Below are 16,203 nucleotides of genomic sequence, written 5' to 3'. Positions count from 1 at the left end.
CCGGACCCGCCCGAGCACAGGCCGACGTGCCGGCGGGTCGGTCAGTCGACCTCGTAGACGTCCTTCTCGTCCGGAACGTCCACCCGTACCGGCTGGTTGATGCCGGTGTAGGTGAGGTCGATGCCCTCCGGTCCGGCCTTGGTCACCTTCAGGAGGTACGGCTCTCCCTCCGCGGCCACGTGGAAGACGTGCCCGTCCGCGGTGATCGCGACCGCCGGCCGGCCGTCGACCTCGGTCCGTCCCTCCTGCTGGGTGCCCAGGCGGCCGTAGAACGTGTTGAGCATCCCGTCCCGGTCGCACAGGGAGGCCAGTCCCCTCAGGGCGGGGTCGGACGCCTCCTGGCGCATCCACCGGGTCGTGGCGTCCCGGAACACCTGCTCCGCCTCGTCCGCGGGAAGGCCTTCCGTCCGGATGCGGGCGAAGGCCTCGTCGCTCTGGAGGAAGACGTCCTCGCGGGTGCGGACCACCTTCAGGTAACCGGTCGGCAGCGACATGGTGCCCGTGCACTCGCCGGTCTCGCTGACCGAGAGGTTCACCTGCGTGGGCACGCCCTTGGTCACCGTTTTCCCGCTGACGGTGAACGTGGACGCTCCGCGCAGCGCGGTCACGGACCGGTCCAGCGACTGGGCGTTCTCCAGGCCGGGGAACAGCGGGGCGGGCTCGGTCACGCATCCGGAGAGCCCGAGGGCTGCGGCACCCGCGAGTGCGGCGGCGGTCAGGCGGTGAACGGTGTGCACGGGGACTCTCTTCACGGGGCGGCGGGACGGAAGGAGAGTACGGGGCAACTCGGCGCGGGCCGCGGGCGGGAGGGGTCCGCGCCGGGCGCCGCCGCGCCGCCGCGGCCGCGGGCCATGCTGCGAGCGTGCAACGGTTGGGCGCATCCCCTCACCCCTGGCCGGGAACGCTGTATACCCTCAGAGCCGAAACCTCTTCCGCACGGCCCGTCAGGAGCAGCGATGCACGGCCCCGGCCTTCAGCCGCAGCAAGGCCCCCAGTCCACCGACGGCGGAGTGGTGGCCCTGCGCGTGGTGTTCACGCTGCTGCCCATCCTGAGCTGCGGCTTCCTGTCCTGGGGATCGATGCTGCGGCTGGCCCTGGTCACCCGGAAGAACCGGGACTGGGCGCTGATGGTGATCAGCGGGGTGCTCGCCGTCGTCTGGATGACGCTGATCCAGATGGACCCCACCCCGGACGTCAACGGCTGGCAGGGCAACCTCGGTGCCGGTGGCTCGATCCTCACCGGTTTCGCGGTCTGCGTGTACTTCCTCGTCGCCGACATCAAGCACCACGAGGCGCGCAGGACGGCGGGGACGGCCGCCTGGTACCCGGCGCCGTCCGCGCCCTACGCGCACCCGCAGCAGAACACCCCCTCCTACGGCTACCCGCAGGCGACGGCCCCCACGGTGATCTCCGGTGCGACGCCGGCCGCCCCGCAGGTGCCGCCGCAGCACACCCCGCCGCCGCGCATCGGGCAGGTCCGGGCCGAACTCGACGAGCTCAGCGAGCTGCTGCGCAAGCAGACCCCGCCGCCCGGCGGGCACCGCCAGGACCCGAACCAGACGCCCTTCCGGGATCCGCAGCAGTGACCGACCGCCTCATCGGAGACCGCTACCAGCTGGCGAGCGTCCTCGGGCAGGGCGGCATGGGTCAGGTGTGGACGGCGTACGACCGCCGCCTGGACCGCCGGGTCGCCGTCAAACTGCTGCGCCCCGACAAGGTCGCCGGTCCCGGCACGGTCGCCGAGGAGCTGCGCCGCCGCTTCGTGCGCGAATGCCGCGTCACGGCCCAGGTGGACCACCCGGGGCTGGTCACCGTGCACGACGCGGGCAGCGACGGCGACGAACTCTTCCTGGTCATGGGCTACGTCGAGGGTTCCGACCTCGCCGACCACCTGGCCGAACGGCTCGCCGCGCACGGCCCGTACCCGTGGCAGTGGGCGGTCGCCGTGGTCGCGCAGCTCTGCTCGGTCCTGTCGGCCGTGCACGCGGTGCCGATCGTCCACCGCGACCTGAAGCCCCGCAACGTGATGATCCGCCCGGACGGCACCGTCCTGGTCCTCGACCTCGGCGTGGCCTCGGTGATGGACACCGACACCACGCGTCTCACCAGCACCGGCACGCCCATCGGCAGCCCGGCGTACATGGCGCCCGAGCAGGCGATGAGCGGGGCGGTGGGCCCGTACACCGACCTGTACGCGCTGGGCGTGCTCCTCTACGAACTCCTCAGCGGGAACGTGCCCTTTGCCGGTTCGACCGCGCTGGGCGTGCTCCACCGCCACCTGTACGAGGCTCCGCTCCCGGTCCGCCCGCAGCGCCCGGAGGTGCCGCAGGAGCTGGAGGCGCTGCTGATGCGGCTGCTCGCCAAGGACCCGCAGGACCGGCCGTCCTCGGCGCAGGAGGTCTACGAGGCCCTCGCCCCACTGCTCCCGGCCCGTGACGGCCGCGGCGCGTCCGGTCCGCTCGACCCGACCCGGCCCTTCGTCCGCCCGCAGGCCCCGTGGCCGGACCGGGCGACGGCGATCCCGCCCCGGCCGACCGCTCCGCCGCCGCCGACGCACACCCCCACGCCGGTCCCGGCACCGGCGAAGCCGGACATCCCGGGCGCGGTGGACCAGGCGCGCACGCTGCTGGACCAGGGCAGGCTCACCCAGGCCGTGGACATCCTGGGCGGCATCCTCCCGGCGGCGGCCGCGGAGCACGGGGAGCACTCGCCCGTGGTCCGTTCCCTGCGCAAGCAGTACGCGGCCACGCTGATGGACGACGGACAGTACCGTCGGGCCCTGCCCGAACTGCGTCGCCTCGCCGAGGAGTTCCCGGCCGGCGATCCGCAGTCCCTGCGCTTCCGCTACGACGCGGCGCAGTGCCTGGAGCAGCTCGGCGAGCCGGCGGCCGCCCTCGCCGAGTACCGGTCGCTGCTGCCGTACTTCGAGAACCGCTACGCCAACCCGGACCAGGCGCTGCCGCTGGAGATCCGCCGCCGGATCGCGCATCTGCTGCTGTCCCTCGGCGACCGTCCGGCGGCCCACGACGCCCTGGCCCGGCTGCTGTTCGACGCGGAGCGCCTGCACGGCCCGGCCCATCCGTTCCCGTCGGAGGTGCGCCGCACCCTGCAGTGGCTGGGCCAGGTCCGCTGACGCACGGCTACGCGGGCACCGGCGCGGGCAGCGCCGCCTGCGGCGCACCGGACGGCCTGCGGCCACCGCCGCGGCCCCGGCCGGACAGGCGTGCCGCGAACGGCAGCAGGACCAGGGCCGCGCCCGCGACGACGAGGCCCGCCACCAGCCCCGGCGGGCGGTAGGAGCAGCCGATGCGGGTGGTGCCGGGGGTCAGCGGGACGGCGACCAGGCCCAGGTGTTCGGCGGCGGGCCGGCCCTCGCAGGTCCATCCGGCGGTCGCGGGGACGGAGAGCACGGCCGTGCCGCGCGCGTCCGGCGGGAGGGTGGCCCGGACGTCCGAGGAGCCGACCCGTACGGCGGTGGCGGCCGTGGCCCGCAGGCCGGCGACGGCTGCGTCGAGGCGGGAACGGTCCAGGCAGGACAGGGTCCAGCGGGGCGGCGGGGCGGCGTCGAAGACCAGTGCCGAGGAGGTGCCGCGGGAGACGCCGAGGGGCTGGAGCGCGGCCCGGTTGCGGGGGGCGTTGCCGCTCAGCCGGAAGGCGCGGCCGTCCGCGAGGCGGGCCGTGGCGTTGTACTCGGGTGCCCACAGGAAGGCCTCGGTGCCGGCCCGGCAGGTCCCGGGCGTGACCGGGTCCTCGTACACGCGGGCGCCCAGGAGGAGTTCCTGGTTGGCGAAGGGCGAGTCGCCGTAGGCGAGGGGGGCGCCGGGAGGACGGGTCGTCACCAGCGGCGGTACGTCGGCGCGCAGGACGCTGCCGTCGGGCTGCAGGCGGGCGCCGACCGCGAAGACGGCGTCGGTGACCGGGTTGTCGAGGCTCTGGACGTTGCGTCCGCGCGAGGTCCAGCCCGCGCCGAGCGCCACCATCGTCCGTGTGAACACGGCCGGGGTGTGGCTGCTGTAGTAGGCGCCGCCCTCACCGCCCAGCAGCAGCGGGTCGTTGCCCGACAGGGCGGGCCGGCTCGGGTCGGTGCGGTACGCCGGCCAGCCGTCGGCCGCCGCCAGGGCCGCGGCGCGCGCGGTGTGGGCGGGGCCCCAGGACGGGTAGTCGTCGAGGCCGCCCAGCTTGCCGCGGTGCCCGAAGGCGCTGGTCGCGGCCGCCTGCGCGAGCAGTACCGCCGCGAGCAGTGCGGCCGCCGGGAGGAGGAGGCGGCGGAGGCGCAGCGCCCACCAGGCCGCCGCCGTCAGGGCCAGGCCGGCCGCGAAGAGCGCGTACGCCCACGCGGTGACCAGGGTGCTGCCGTGCGCCCACAGGGCGGCGGCGGCCAGGAGGGCGGCCCCCGCGGCCAGGGCCGGGAGACGGGGCGGTCCGGCGGCGAGCGTGCTCCAGGCGGCGATCACGATGATCCCGGCGAGGACGAACGTCTGCCGGTACGGGCTGCCGTTGGGGGTCGCGAACAGGTGCCAGGCCAGGTGGGTCGGCTCCCACTGGAGGGAGAGGGCCACGGCCGCGGTGAGCCCGGCCCAGTACAGCCGGGTGCGCGGCGGGAGCGCCTGGTGGAAGGGGAGCGCGGCCGCGAGCAGGAGCGTGCCGGTGCCGACGAAGACGGCGGGGGAGGAGAAGGAGTAGGTGCCCGGCAGCAGCCGGGCGAACAGGTCCGCCCACGGCACCGGCCGGAACTCCCGGGCCCAGCCGGGGTGGGCCCGGCCGGTGCTGAGGAAGAGCGGGAGCAGGACGGGTGCGGTGAGCGCGATCCCGAGCACGGTGGCCGCGGCCGCCCGGCCGACGGCGGACAGCCGTGCGCGCAGGCCCTCGCGGACCAGCGCGGCCCGGACGAGCAGGACGAGGGCCGCGCCGAGGGTGGCCATGAAGGCGGTGTAGAAGTTCGCGGTCCAGCAGACGGCGACGACCAGGGCGGCGGGCACGGGCCGCCGGGAGCGCAGGGCCCATTCGCCGGTCAGGCACAGCAGCGGGAAGGCGATCAGCCCGTCGAGCCACATCGGGTTGTAGGAGGCCTCGATCACCGACCAGCCGCACAGCGCGTAGGAGGCGCCGAGCAGTCCCGCCGCCCACCAGGGACCGCGGTGGTGGGTGCGCAGCAGCCAGGCCATCGCGGCCGCGGCGAGCGCGGTCTTGAGCACGGTGACCGCGTACACGGCGAGGTCGATGTCCTCGCGCGGGAAGAGGGCGACGAGGACGGACAGCGGGCTGGAGAGGTAGGTGCCGAGGTCGGGCAGGAAGCCGGTGCCGAAGCCGGACTGCCAGTTGAACAGGAGCCCGCCGTGCGCGCGGCCGTGCAGGAGGTCCCACAGGTGCGCGTGGAAGGGGACGAACTGATTGCCGAGGTCGTTGACGCTGCGGTGGCGCGGTCCGTACGGGTGGACGCGGGCGGCGGCGTCCCCGGCGCCCACGGCCACCGCCGTGAGCAGGGCGGCGAGTGCCGAGCCGAGCAGGCTGCGGCGGCGCGGCGAGCGGTGCGGTGTCGACATGGTGGGCCGACACTGGCAGCACCGGCGGAAGCGGGGGTGGCCGCGGGGTGGCGCGGACACGAACAGACACGTACCCCGACACCGTGTGAATCGTTGGTCGAACCGGTGGCCCGGGCCACCCTTACTGCATACCATCGATCACCGCACGGCCTTGTGCATTCACGCACAATCTCCCGGCCCTGGAGGCTCCTTTGCACCGTCGCACTGCGCTCTCCGTCTCCGCCGCCCTGCTGGTGGCGGCACCCCTGCTGTCGGCGTGCTCGGGCGAGGTCCGTCCCGGCACCGCGGCCGTCGTCGGGGGCGAACGGATCACCACCTCCGCGGTCCAGGCCCAGGTGAACGCCGTCCGTGCCGCGCAGAACCGCTCCGAGCAGGGGGCGACGCTCATCGCCAACACCCCGCAGCTGGAGCGGACCAAGCTCGGCAGGATGATCCAGCTGAGGGTGCTGGAGCAGGCGGCCGACGACGCGGGCATCTCGGTCACGACCAAGGAGATCGAGGACGCCCGCGCGGCCCGGCAGGGCAAGGCCGCCGGGGACCTGGAGAAGCTCGCCCTGCTGAACCGGGACCCGCTGGCACCCGGCCAGATCGACGAGGACCTGCGCTTCTCGCTGCTGCTCGAGAAGCTGAACGAGCGCTACGGCGAGGACAAGGTCTACGGCCCGCTCTCCAAGGCGGCGCAGACCCTCCACATCGAGGTGAACCCGCGCTTCGGGGCCTGGGACGAGGAGCGCATCGGCCTGGGGGCCGTCGACACCCCGTGGATCACCCAGCGGACCCGGCCCGCGCAGCCGCCCGTGGGGGCCTGACCCCTCGGAGCCGGACCGCCCCGGACGGGGGTAGGTTCGGAGGGTGACCGACCACTCCCAGTCCACCGCCCCCGAGCCGACCGGCCGGATCGTCCTGCTGACCACCAGCCACCGGGTCGCGCCCGGCGTGCTGTCCTGGCCGGCCTGGCAGGTCCTGCACGCCGCCGACCGCGTGCTGTGCGCCGACCCCGGCCACCCGCAGCTGCCGTACCTGCGGGAGGCCGGCGTCGAGGTGGAGCACGCGGCCCCGGACGCCCACGAGCTGGTCGAGGCCTGCGCGGGCGGCCGTACGGTCGTGGTGCTCCCGGGCGGGGAGGGCGACCGGCGGCTGACCGACGGGCTGGCCCGGCTGGCGGGCTCCGGCCGGGTCTCCATGCCCGGCCTGGAACTGCTCCCCGGCTCCTACGACCTGCCCGGCGCGCGCCTGCTCGACCTTGTCCAGGTCATGGACCGGGTCCGGCGCGAGTGCCCGTGGACCTCCCGGCAGACCCACCGCGGTCTCGCCAAGTACGCGATCGAGGAGGCCTACGAGCTGGTCGAGGCCATCGAGGCCGGGGACCGGGAGGAGCTGCGCGAGGAGCTCGGCGACGTGCTGCTCCAGGTCGTCTTCCACGCGCGGATCGCCGAGGAGGGCCTCCCGGCCGGCGGCGAAGGCGACGGTGACGGGGACGAGGAGGGCGACGAGGACGACGGCGCGGGCACGCTCGGGGCCTTCTCCATCGACGACGTGGCCGGAGCGCTGGTCGAGAAGCTGATCCACCGCCATCCGCACGTCTTCGGCGACGCCGAGGCCGAGACCCCCGAGGACGTCCACGCGCACTGGCAGCGGACCAAGGCCGTGGAGAAGCAGCGGGAGTCGGTGACCGACGGGGTGCCCGTGGGCCAGCCCGGTCTGGCGCTCGCGGCGAAGCTCGCGGGCCGGGCCCGGGCGGGCGGTGTGGCCGTCGAGCTGCCCCGCGGCGAGGGCATCGGGTACGAGCTGCTGGAACTGGCGGCGCGTGCCGAGGCGGAGGGCGTCGACCCCGAGACCGCGCTGCGCGCGGCGGCCCGCGTCTACCGGGAGGCGATCCGGGCGGCGGAGGGCGTCGACGGCTGACGGGCCGACGGGCGGGTGCCTACGAGGACGGGCGGCCCCCGGCCGTGTCCCGCGCCGTGTCCCGCTCCGGGGCAGCTGCCCGCGCGGGTCACTCCGGGGTGCGTGCCGCGGGGTCGTGCCAGTGCGGAGCGGGCCGGTGCAGGAACCACTCGCCGAAGCCCAGCGGCCGCCCGCCGGGGCCGTTGCCCGTGCCGACCGCCGGGACGCGGTCGTGGAAGAGGCGGTCGGGGCGGGCCCCCAGTTCCTCCAGGACGTGCGCGGTCTCGCCGATGAACGGTGCGGGCCCGCTGAGGTAGACGTCCTGGTCGGGCCAGAGGCCGCGGTGCGAGAGCGCGGTCGCGAGCCGGTCGGTGGCCTGGTTGCGGTGCTGCCCGGGGGCGGGCGTGATGTAGGTGACGCCGAGCCACCGGCAGGAGGCGGCGTAGGCGTCGATGAGCGGGCGGTCGTAGAGGTGCGCGCCGTCCCGGGCCACCACGAAGAGCCGTACGTCCTGGTCGGGGGGATGCTCCACGAGGTCCTCCAGGATGGCCCGGACCGGTGCCCAGCCGGTGCCGGCCGCGATGAGGCTCACCGGCCGGTCGGTGCGCCGGAAGGTCAGCCGTCCGCCGGCCGCGCCCATCCTCAGGACCTCGCCGGGCCGGGTCTCGGCGACCAGAGCGGGGGAGAGCCGGCCGCCTCGGATCCGGCTGACGTGCAGGTCGACGGTGCCGTCGGCGCGGGGCGCGTTGCCGAGGGAGTACGTGCGCCAGGTGCGCGGGACGCGGTCGCTGCTCACGCCCGCGTACTGGCCCGGGAGATGGGGGAAGGGCAGGTGCGGACGCAGGGTCAGGACGGCGACGTCCTCGCCGTACCGCAGGTGGCGCACGACCTCCGCGTCCCACCAGGGCGGGTCCTCGCTCGCGGCGGCGCCCGCGAGCATGGCGTCGGCGACGACCTGGTAGGCCTCGGCCCAGGCCTTCTCCACCCGGGGGGTCCAGGCGGCGCCCGAGGTCTCGGCGAGGGCGGCGAGGAGGCTGGACCCGAGGACGGCGTAGTGCTCGGGGCCCACGCGGAACTTGCGGTGGTCGCGTCCCAGGTCGCGCAGGTAGGGGCCGAGGGAGTCGTCGTCGATCCGGGAGACCACGTGGGTGAGCGCGGCGAAGAGCCGGTCGCGCTGGCGTTCCATGTCCTCGGGGGAGGCGGGGAAGAGCTCGCGGATGTCCGGGTTGTGCCAGAAGAGGTGGGAGTAGAAGAACTTGACGGCTTGCTCGGCCCGTCGCTCCACCACCGCAAAACTGCTTTTCAAGATCCTCGCATCCACAGAAGCGAAAGTAGGAACGCCGGGCGAGCTCAGGTCAAGTGATGACCGATCCATGGACAGCCGCGACCATTGGGGCATAGGGGATGAGCGGTCGGGGGTGCGGCTACTGTCGGGGACATGCACGATCAGCCGTCCCCTCCCCCCGCCGAGGCGGGGCCCGAACTCTTCACGTGGGAGTTCGCGACCGACCCGTACCCGGCCTACGCCTGGCTGCGCGAGCACTCCCCGGTGCACCGCACCAAGCTCCCCAGCGGGGTGGACGCCTGGCTGGTCACCCGGTACGCCGACGCCCGTCAGGCCCTTGCCGACCAGCGGCTGAGCAAGAACCCGGCGCACCACGCCGAGCCCGCGCACGCCAAGGGCAAGACCGGGATCCCGGGGGAGCGCAAGGCCGAGCTGATGACGCACCTGCTCAACATCGACCCGCCGGACCACACCCGGCTGCGGCGGCTGGTGTCGAAGGCGTTCACCCCGCGCAGGGTCGCCGAGTTCACCCCGCGGGTGCAGGCGCTCACCGACCACCTGATCGACGGTTTCGCGGCGCGGGGGGAGGCGGACCTCATCCACGAGTTCGCCTTTCCGCTCCCCATCTACGCCATCTGCGAGATGCTCGGCGTACCGCGCGAGGACCAGGACGACTTCCGCGACTGGGCGGGCATGATGATCCGCCACGGCGGCGGTCCGCGCGGCGGGGTCGCCCGCTCGGTCAAGCAGATGCGGACCTACCTCGGTGAACTCATCCACCGCAAAAGGGATGATCTGGGCGATGACCTCATTTCCGACCTGATCCGGGCGAGCGACCACGGCGACCACCTGACGGAGGGCGAGGCCACGGCGATGGCCTTCATCCTGCTGTTCGCCGGCTTCGAGACCACGGTCAACCTCATCGGCAACGGCGTGCACTCCCTCTTCATGAACCCCGGCCAGCGCGAACGCCTCCAGGCCTCGCTGGCCGCGGGGGAGACCGGGCTGCTGGCCACCGGCGTCGAGGAGCTGCTGCGCTACGACGGCCCGGTGGAGCTGGCCACCTGGCGGTTCGCCACCGAGCCGCTGACCCTCGGCGGGCAGCCGGTCGAGGCCGGCGATCCGGTCCTGGTCGTCCTCGCGGCCGCGGACCGGGATCCCGAGCGGTTCGCCGACCCGGACGTGCTCGACCTCTCCCGGACCGACAACCAGCACCTCGGGTACGGGCACGGCATCCACTACTGCCTCGGCGCCCCGCTCGCCCGGCTGGAGGGGCAGACCGCGCTCGGCACACTGCTGATGCGCCTGCCCGATCTGGAACTGGCCGTTCCACCCCAAGAGCTGCGCTGGCGAGGGGGGTTGATTATGCGCGGCCTGCGCACCCTTCCCGTGCGGTTCACCCCTCTAAACCCCTGACCGCACGTCAGTTTCCGACCGAACTTGTGACAATCGTTCAAAGGCCGCTAGGTTCTGCCGTTACCCCGCTGTTATGCGAAAGGTGCACCACATGCGTTCCGGGAACGGCCGTCACAGACGCCCCCGCCAGGTCCCCGCGCTGGTAGTCACAGCCGGAGTCACTGGCTCTGCACTGGCCCTGCCGCTGCTGGCCGCCACCAGCGCCACCGCCGCCGACACCTCCACGTGGGACCGGGTCGCCGAGTGCGAGAGTGGTGGCGCGTGGAGCGCCAACTACGGCAGCGGCGCCTACGGGGGGCTGCAGTTCTCCCAGGAGCAGTGGCAGAGCGCCGGCGGGCTCGACTTCGCCGAGCGGGCCGACCTGGCGAGCAGGTCCCAGCAGATCGCCGTCGCCGAGCGCGTCCTGGCCGCGCAGGGACCGCAGGCCTGGCCGATGTGCGCGGCCACGGCCGGGCTCACCCAGCAGGGCCCCGCGGCCGAGGTGGACCCGGGCATGCCCGGCGGCTCCGGCCCGGTGACCCCCACGCCGTCCCGCCCGGACGCGGCCGTGCCCACCACCGGCGGCGGTGAGCGCTCCACCGACTTCGGCAGCCCGACCCCGAGCCCCTCCGGCACCCCGTACCTCATACCCGACGCGCCGTCCGTCGGACTGCCCGTCATGCCCGTCCCGGACGTGCCGACGACGGCCCCCGTCGACCCCACGGCCCCGACCGCCCCGGTCGACCCGACGACCCCGGTGAACCCCGCCGACCCGACCGCGCCGGCCACCCCGGCCGACCCGACGGCGCCCACCACGCCCACCGGCCCCAGCCCCTCCCCGTCGGACACGACCGTCCCGGTCGACCCGAGCGCCCCGGCCGTCCCGGACGCCGGCGTCGGCGAGGGCAGCGGGAAGCACCGTGGTGCGCCCGCCCCCGAGGAGGGCACCCCCTCCCCGGCCCCCTCCGGCACCCCCTCCGGTGCCGCGTCGGAGCCCCTCTACACGGTGAAGGCGGGCGACAGCCTGGCCACCATCGCGTCTGCCAAGGGCGTGAAGGGCGGCTGGAGCGGCCTCTACCAGGCCAACGAGCAGGTCATCGGCGAGGACGCCGACCTGATCAAGCCCGGACAGAACCTGGATCTAACCACGTAACAAGGGCACTTCGGACATCCGGAAAGACTTGATTGTCTGTTTTCTGTAAGTGAGACATGTGTCTCTTCGGGTCAACTGGCGTGTCCTGCCCCGGGGCTTCCGCAAACCCCGTTCTCACCTGCGCAAACACCCCTGCGGAGAGCGCAAGTAGGGGCCCGTTCTCCCCGATGTTCCGCGTTGAACATCGGGGAGAGCTGTGTCTACCTTCTGAATCGCTCGCCACCGCGAGCTCCTTCGACCGCATCGCCGAGTCCTGCCGGCGGACGGGGGGAACAGTCGTCGCGTCAAGCGCCGAAGGCAGGAGCGGGGGAACCAAGGTAGGTGCCGGGAAAGGCCGTTGAGAGACGGTCATGTACCGGCTAGGGGTGAAGTGGTGCGCTAGGTCGCACCGCCGGGCACTCACAGGCCCGAACCCGACAGCTCACCTCGTAGGCGTCGGTGAGGAGAAACCTCATGCTGCTTTCCGGCAAGGGCAAGCACCGCCGCGGCTCCAAGGCCGTCCGCATCGTCACGCTCGCCGGTGTCGCCGGTGTTGCCGTCGCCGCCCCGCTGATGGCCGCGGGTACCGCCAGTGCCGCCACCGCGTCCGAGTGGGACAAGGTCGCCCAGTGCGAGTCCGGTGGCAACTGGTCCATCAACACGGGCAACGGCTACTACGGCGGCCTGCAGTTCTCGCCCTCCACGTGGTCCTCCTTCGGCGGCAAGTCCTACGCCCCGCAGGCCAACCAGGCCAGCAAGGCGCAGCAGATAGCCGTCGCCGAGAAGGTCCTGAAGGTCCAGGGCAAGGGCGCCTGGCCGAGCTGCGGCAAGGGCCTGTCGAACTCCTCGTACACCGGTGGCGGCTCCACCGAGGCCACCAAGCCGAAGGCCACGCCGAAGAAGACCGAGACCAAGAAGACCGAGACCAAGAAGACGGAGACCAAGGCCGCGCCGAAGAAGGAGACCAAGCGCGCCGAGGCCCCCACCACCCGCTCCGAGCGCACCGAGGCTCCCGCGGTGAAGACCGGCAACGGCTCCTACGAGGTCAAGGCCGGCGACACCCTGGGCACCATCGCCGAGGCCAACGGCGTCAAGGGCGGCTGGGAGAAGCTCTTCGAGCTGAACAAGGACATCGTCTCCGACGCCGACCTGATCTTCCCGGGTCAGAAGCTGAAGCTCAGCTGACCCTCGCGGCGACAGCCGCAAAAGCGTACGCAACGCACGCACTTCCCACCGCCCGGCGCCCTTCCCCCCACGCGCCGGGCGGCGGTGTGTGCGGACGCCCGGGCTGCTCATCGAGAGACCTATGTCCCGGAAGAGGGGTATTCGGCCCCTTTTTCGTCCCAGGGGGCGGGCGGTCGGCCGGTCGTACCCCGGAAGCCGGTTAGGCTCTAGGCGGCAAGGCCATCCCACGGCCTGACACGCCACCGCACACCCAGCGTCACATCCCAGAAGGAGATGCTCGTGCCGTCCATCGACGTCGTCGTAGCCCGGGAAATCCTGGACTCCCGAGGCAACCCCACGGTCGAGGTCGAGGTGGGCCTCGACGACGGCAGCACCGGCCGTGCTGCCGTTCCGTCCGGCGCCTCCACCGGTGCATTCGAGGCCATCGAGCTCCGTGACGGTGACCCCGACCGTTACTTCGGCAAGGGTGTCGAGAAGGCCGTCCTCGCCGTCATCGAGCAGATCGGCCCGGAGCTCGTCGGCTACGACGCCACCGAGCAGCGCCTGATCGACCAGGCCATGTTCGACCTGGACGCCACCGACAACAAGGGCTCGCTCGGCGCCAACGCCATCCTCGGCGTCTCGCTCGCCGTCGCCCACGCCGCGTCCGAGGCCTCGGACCTGCCGCTCTTCCGCTACCTCGGCGGTCCGAACGCGCACCTGCTGCCCGTTCCGATGATGAACATCCTCAACGGTGGGTCGCACGCCGACTCCAACGTGGACATCCAGGAGTTCATGATCGCCCCGATCGGCGCGGAGTCCTTCTCCGAGGCCCTGCGCTGGGGCGCCGAGGTCTACCACACCCTCAAGAAGGTCCTCCACACCAAGGGCCTCTCCACCGGTCTCGGTGACGAGGGCGGCTTCGCCCCGAACCTGGAGTCCAACCGCGCCGCGCTCGACCTCATCATCGAGGCCATCAAGCAGGCCGGCTACACCCCGGGCACGGACATCGCGCTCGCGCTCGACGTCGCCGCGTCCGAGTTCTACAAGGACGGCCAGTACGAGTTCGAGGGCAAGTCCCGCTCGGCCGCCGAGATGACGGACTACTACGCCGAGCTCGTCGAGGCGTACCCGCTGGTCTCCATCGAGGACCCGCTGTTCGAGGACGACTGGGACGGCTGGAAGACCATCACCGACCGCCTCGGCTCCAAGGTCCAGATCGTCGGTGACGACCTGTTCGTCACCAACCCGGAGCGCCTGGCCCGCGGCATCGAGGAGGGCTCCGCGAACGCCCTGCTCGTGAAGGTGAACCAGATCGGTTCGCTGACCGAGACCCTCGACGCCGTCGAGATGGCCCAGCGCAACGGCTTCAAGTGCATGATGTCGCACCGCTCCGGCGAGACCGAGGACGTCACGATCGCCGACCTCGCCGTCGCCGTGAACTGCGGTCAGATCAAGACCGGCGCCCCGGCCCGCTCGGACCGCGTCGCCAAGTACAACCAGCTGCTGCGCATCGAGGAGATCCTCGACGACGCCGCGGTGTACGCGGGCCGCAGCGCCTTCCCGCGCTTCAAGGGCTAATCACGCTCTGCCTCCGTACGTCCCCGCACTCGGTCCCGTACCGTGTGCGGGGACGTATTGCGTAGGGCGTACCAAGGGGAGGCGGACCAATGGCCGGGAACCGGGATCGGTTCTCCACCTTCTCCACAGCCACGCGGCTCAAGCAGCTCGGTGAGCGCACCGCCGCCCACGTCTACCGCTCGCAGTCGCGCCGTCAGGTCCGCCGCAGCCGGCTCACCGGCCGCGCCGCACTCCTGGTGCTGGTCCTCTGTACGCTGGTCGTCGCGCTCGCGTATCCGATGCGCCAGTACGTCTCCCAGCGCTCGGAGATCGCCGAGCAGCAGCGGGACGCCGCCTCCGCCCGGGACCGCTTGGAGCGGCTCCGCGACGAGAAGGCCCGCTGGCAGGACGACGCCTACGCGGAACAGCAGGCGCGCCGGCACCTGCACTTCCTGCGACCGGGGGAGATCGGCTACATCATGAGCGACCCCGGGTCCCAGCCGCCGCAGCCGCGCAGGACCGGACACACCGGGTCCGACCGCCCCTGGTACTCCAACGTCTGGGACGGCGTCGACAAGGCCGACCGGCCCGGCGACTGACCGGCGACCCGGCACCGAAGCACCGAGCACCGAAGCACCGCAGCACCCATCCACGAGAACGAAGAGACTTCCTCCAGGCATGCAGACGCCCCCGCCCCAGACCGACCGGACCGAGCCGACCGACGCCGACATCGAGGCGTTCGAGCAGCAGCTCGGCCGCCCGCCGCGCGGGCTGCGCGCCATCGCGCACCGCTGCCCCTGCGGTCAGCCCGACGTGGTCGAGACCGCCCCGCGGCTTCCCGACGGCACCCCCTTCCCGACGCTGTACTACCTGACGTGCCCGCGCGCGGCCTCCGCGATCGGCACGCTGGAGGCCAACGGCGTGATGAAGGAGATGCAGGCCCGGCTCGCCGAGGACCCGGAACTCGCCGCCGCCTACCAGGCCGCGCACGAGGACTACATCCGGCGCCGCGACGCCATCGAGGTGCTCCAGGGCTTCCCGAGCGCCGGCGGCATGCCGGACCGGGTCAAGTGCCTGCACGTGCTCGTCGGCCACTCCCTCGCCGCCGGCCCGGGCGTGAACCCGTTCGGCGACGAGGCCCTGGCGATGCTGCCCGAGTGGTGGGCCAAGGGCGCCTGCGTCACCCCGTGCGGGGAGAAGAAGGAAGAGGAGTCCCGGTGACCCGGGTCGCGGGCATCGACTGCGGTACGAACTCCATCCGGCTGCTCGTGGCGGACTGCGACCCCGCCACGGGCGAGCTGGTCGAGCTCGACCGGCGGATGACCATCGTCCGGCTCGGCCAGGGCGTGGACCGCACCGGCCGGCTGGCCCCGGAGGCCCTGGAGCGCACCTTCGCGGCCTGCCGCGAGTACGCGGGGATCATCAAGGAGCTCGGTGCGGAGCGGGTGCGGTTCGTGGCGACCTCCGCCTCCCGTGACGCCGAGAACCGGGAGGACTTCGTCCGGGGCGTCGTGGAGATCCTGGGCGTCGAGCCCGAGGTGATCTCCGGCGACCAGGAGGCCGAGTTCTCCTTCACCGGGGCCACCCGGGAGCTGGCTGCGCACGAGCACCTGGCCCGGCCGTTCCTGGTGGTCGACATCGGCGGCGGCTCCACCGAGTTCGTGGTCGGCGACGACCACGTGCGGGCCGCCCGCTCCGTGGACGTCGGCTGCGTCCGGATGACCGAACGCCACCTCGTGGTGGACGGGGTCGTCACCGACCCGCCCTCCGAGGAGCAGATCGCCGCGGTCCGCGCCGACATCGAGGCGGCCCTGGACCTGGCCGCCGAGACCGTCCCGCTGGCCGAGGCGCGCACCTTGGTGGGCCTCGCGGGCTCGGTGACCACCCTCGCCGGGATCGCTCTCGGGCTGCCCGCGTACGAGTCGTCGGCGATCCACCACTCCCGCATCTCCCGCGAGCAGGTCCGCGAGATCACCGAGCGGATGCTGACCTCCACGCACGACGAGCGCGCGGCGATCCCGGTGATGCACCCGGGCCGGGTCGACGTGATCGGCGCGGGCGCCCTGGTCCTCCTGGCGATCATGGAGCGCACCGGCGCCGAGGAGGTCGTGGTCTCCGAGCACGACATCCTGGACGGCATCGCCTGGAGCGTTGCCTGACCCGGGGATGAAAGGTCATCGCGGGCCTGGCCCGTGGATCCCATGTGCAGCGCCCTCCGGGACGGACGATCCGGGGGGTGC

14 protein-coding genes and 1 riboswitch are annotated in these 16,203 nt (G+C 73.1%); of the genes, 11 read left to right on the top strand and 3 right to left on the bottom strand.

Annotated features, from left to right (window positions below; genetic code table 11):
* Nucleotides 1–41 precede the first annotated feature (41 nt).
* Complete coding sequence (locus ACPU2J_RS14065) at nt 42–737, bottom strand: hypothetical protein (RefSeq protein ID WP_420080576.1); 696 nt, start codon at nt 735–737, stop codon at nt 42–44.
* Nucleotides 738–956: 219 nt separating this feature from the next.
* Here ACPU2J_RS14065 and ACPU2J_RS14060 point away from each other — a divergent pair, with 219 nt between their 5' ends.
* Both ACPU2J_RS14060 and ACPU2J_RS14055 read left to right on the top strand, forming a co-directional pair.
* A complete protein-coding gene (locus ACPU2J_RS14060) occupies nt 957–1,586 on the top strand; it encodes a hypothetical protein (RefSeq protein WP_420080577.1) in 630 nt (209 codons plus the stop codon).
* Nucleotides 1,583–3,133 (top strand): serine/threonine-protein kinase, encoded by a 1,551-nt coding sequence (locus tag ACPU2J_RS14055; RefSeq protein WP_361601733.1) that lies wholly within the window; start codon nt 1,583–1,585, stop codon nt 3,131–3,133. The genes ACPU2J_RS14060 and ACPU2J_RS14055 overlap by 4 nt, the downstream gene beginning before the upstream one ends.
* Before the next feature lie 7 nt (nt 3,134–3,140).
* Here ACPU2J_RS14055 and ACPU2J_RS14050 read toward each other — a convergent pair whose 3' ends face one another.
* Entirely contained in the window at nt 3,141–5,543 is a 2,403-nt protein-coding gene (locus ACPU2J_RS14050) for a YfhO family protein (protein ID WP_423833383.1), read from the bottom strand.
* 191 nt (nt 5,544–5,734) lie between these two features.
* Here ACPU2J_RS14050 and ACPU2J_RS14045 point away from each other — a divergent pair, with 191 nt between their 5' ends.
* Both ACPU2J_RS14045 and ACPU2J_RS14040 read left to right on the top strand, forming a co-directional pair.
* On the top strand, nt 5,735–6,352 hold the full coding sequence (locus tag ACPU2J_RS14045) for a SurA N-terminal domain-containing protein (protein WP_420080580.1): 618 nt from the start codon (nt 5,735–5,737) through the stop codon (nt 6,350–6,352).
* 43 nt (nt 6,353–6,395) lie between these two features.
* Complete coding sequence (locus ACPU2J_RS14040) at nt 6,396–7,448, top strand: MazG family protein (RefSeq protein WP_420080581.1); 1,053 nt, start codon at nt 6,396–6,398, stop codon at nt 7,446–7,448.
* 88 nt (nt 7,449–7,536) lie between these two features.
* Here ACPU2J_RS14040 and ACPU2J_RS14035 read toward each other — a convergent pair whose 3' ends face one another.
* Nucleotides 7,537–8,715 (bottom strand): globin domain-containing protein, encoded by a 1,179-nt coding sequence (locus ACPU2J_RS14035; protein WP_420080582.1) that lies wholly within the window; start codon nt 8,713–8,715, stop codon nt 7,537–7,539.
* A gap of 150 nt (nt 8,716–8,865) precedes the next feature.
* On the opposite strand from ACPU2J_RS14035, the gene ACPU2J_RS14030 reads away from it, so the two are divergent.
* The 7 genes from ACPU2J_RS14030 to ACPU2J_RS14000 all read left to right on the top strand — a co-directional run bounded on the left by ACPU2J_RS14030 (nt 8,866) and on the right by ACPU2J_RS14000 (nt 16,122).
* A complete protein-coding gene (locus ACPU2J_RS14030; protein ID WP_365136018.1) occupies nt 8,866–10,128 on the top strand; it encodes a cytochrome P450 family protein in 1,263 nt (420 codons plus the stop codon).
* A gap of 91 nt (nt 10,129–10,219) precedes the next feature.
* A complete protein-coding gene (locus ACPU2J_RS14025; RefSeq protein ID WP_420080583.1) occupies nt 10,220–11,260 on the top strand; it encodes a transglycosylase family protein in 1,041 nt (346 codons plus the stop codon).
* 279 nt (nt 11,261–11,539) lie between these two features.
* A riboswitch (cyclic di-AMP (ydaO/yuaA leader) is annotated at nt 11,540–11,710 on the top strand.
* A 3-nt stretch (nt 11,711–11,713) separates the two neighbouring features.
* Nucleotides 11,714–12,424 (top strand): transglycosylase family protein, encoded by a 711-nt coding sequence (locus ACPU2J_RS14020; RefSeq protein WP_423833382.1) that lies wholly within the window; start codon nt 11,714–11,716, stop codon nt 12,422–12,424.
* A gap of 279 nt (nt 12,425–12,703) precedes the next feature.
* On the top strand, nt 12,704–13,984 hold the full coding sequence (eno, locus tag ACPU2J_RS14015) for a phosphopyruvate hydratase (protein WP_350994215.1): 1,281 nt from the start codon (nt 12,704–12,706) through the stop codon (nt 13,982–13,984).
* A gap of 89 nt (nt 13,985–14,073) precedes the next feature.
* Nucleotides 14,074–14,562: an FtsB family cell division protein gene (locus tag ACPU2J_RS14010; RefSeq protein WP_399823587.1), complete on the top strand. Its 489-nt coding sequence runs from the start codon at nt 14,074–14,076 to the stop codon at nt 14,560–14,562.
* A gap of 79 nt (nt 14,563–14,641) precedes the next feature.
* Complete coding sequence (locus ACPU2J_RS14005; RefSeq protein WP_030716431.1) at nt 14,642–15,184, top strand: DUF501 domain-containing protein; 543 nt, start codon at nt 14,642–14,644, stop codon at nt 15,182–15,184.
* A complete protein-coding gene (locus ACPU2J_RS14000) occupies nt 15,181–16,122 on the top strand; it encodes an exopolyphosphatase (protein WP_423833381.1) in 942 nt (313 codons plus the stop codon). Before ACPU2J_RS14005 ends, ACPU2J_RS14000 begins: the two co-directional genes overlap by 4 nt.
* The last annotated feature ends 81 nt before the right edge of the window (nt 16,123–16,203 follow it).

Origin of the sequence: Streptomyces manipurensis (assembly GCF_049570255.1) — a bacterium.
GTDB lineage: Bacteria > Actinomycetota > Actinomycetes > Streptomycetales > Streptomycetaceae > Streptomyces > Streptomyces manipurensis.
The sequence above is the reverse complement of the archived record's forward strand: the minus strand, read 5'-3'. Positions and strand labels throughout refer to the sequence as shown.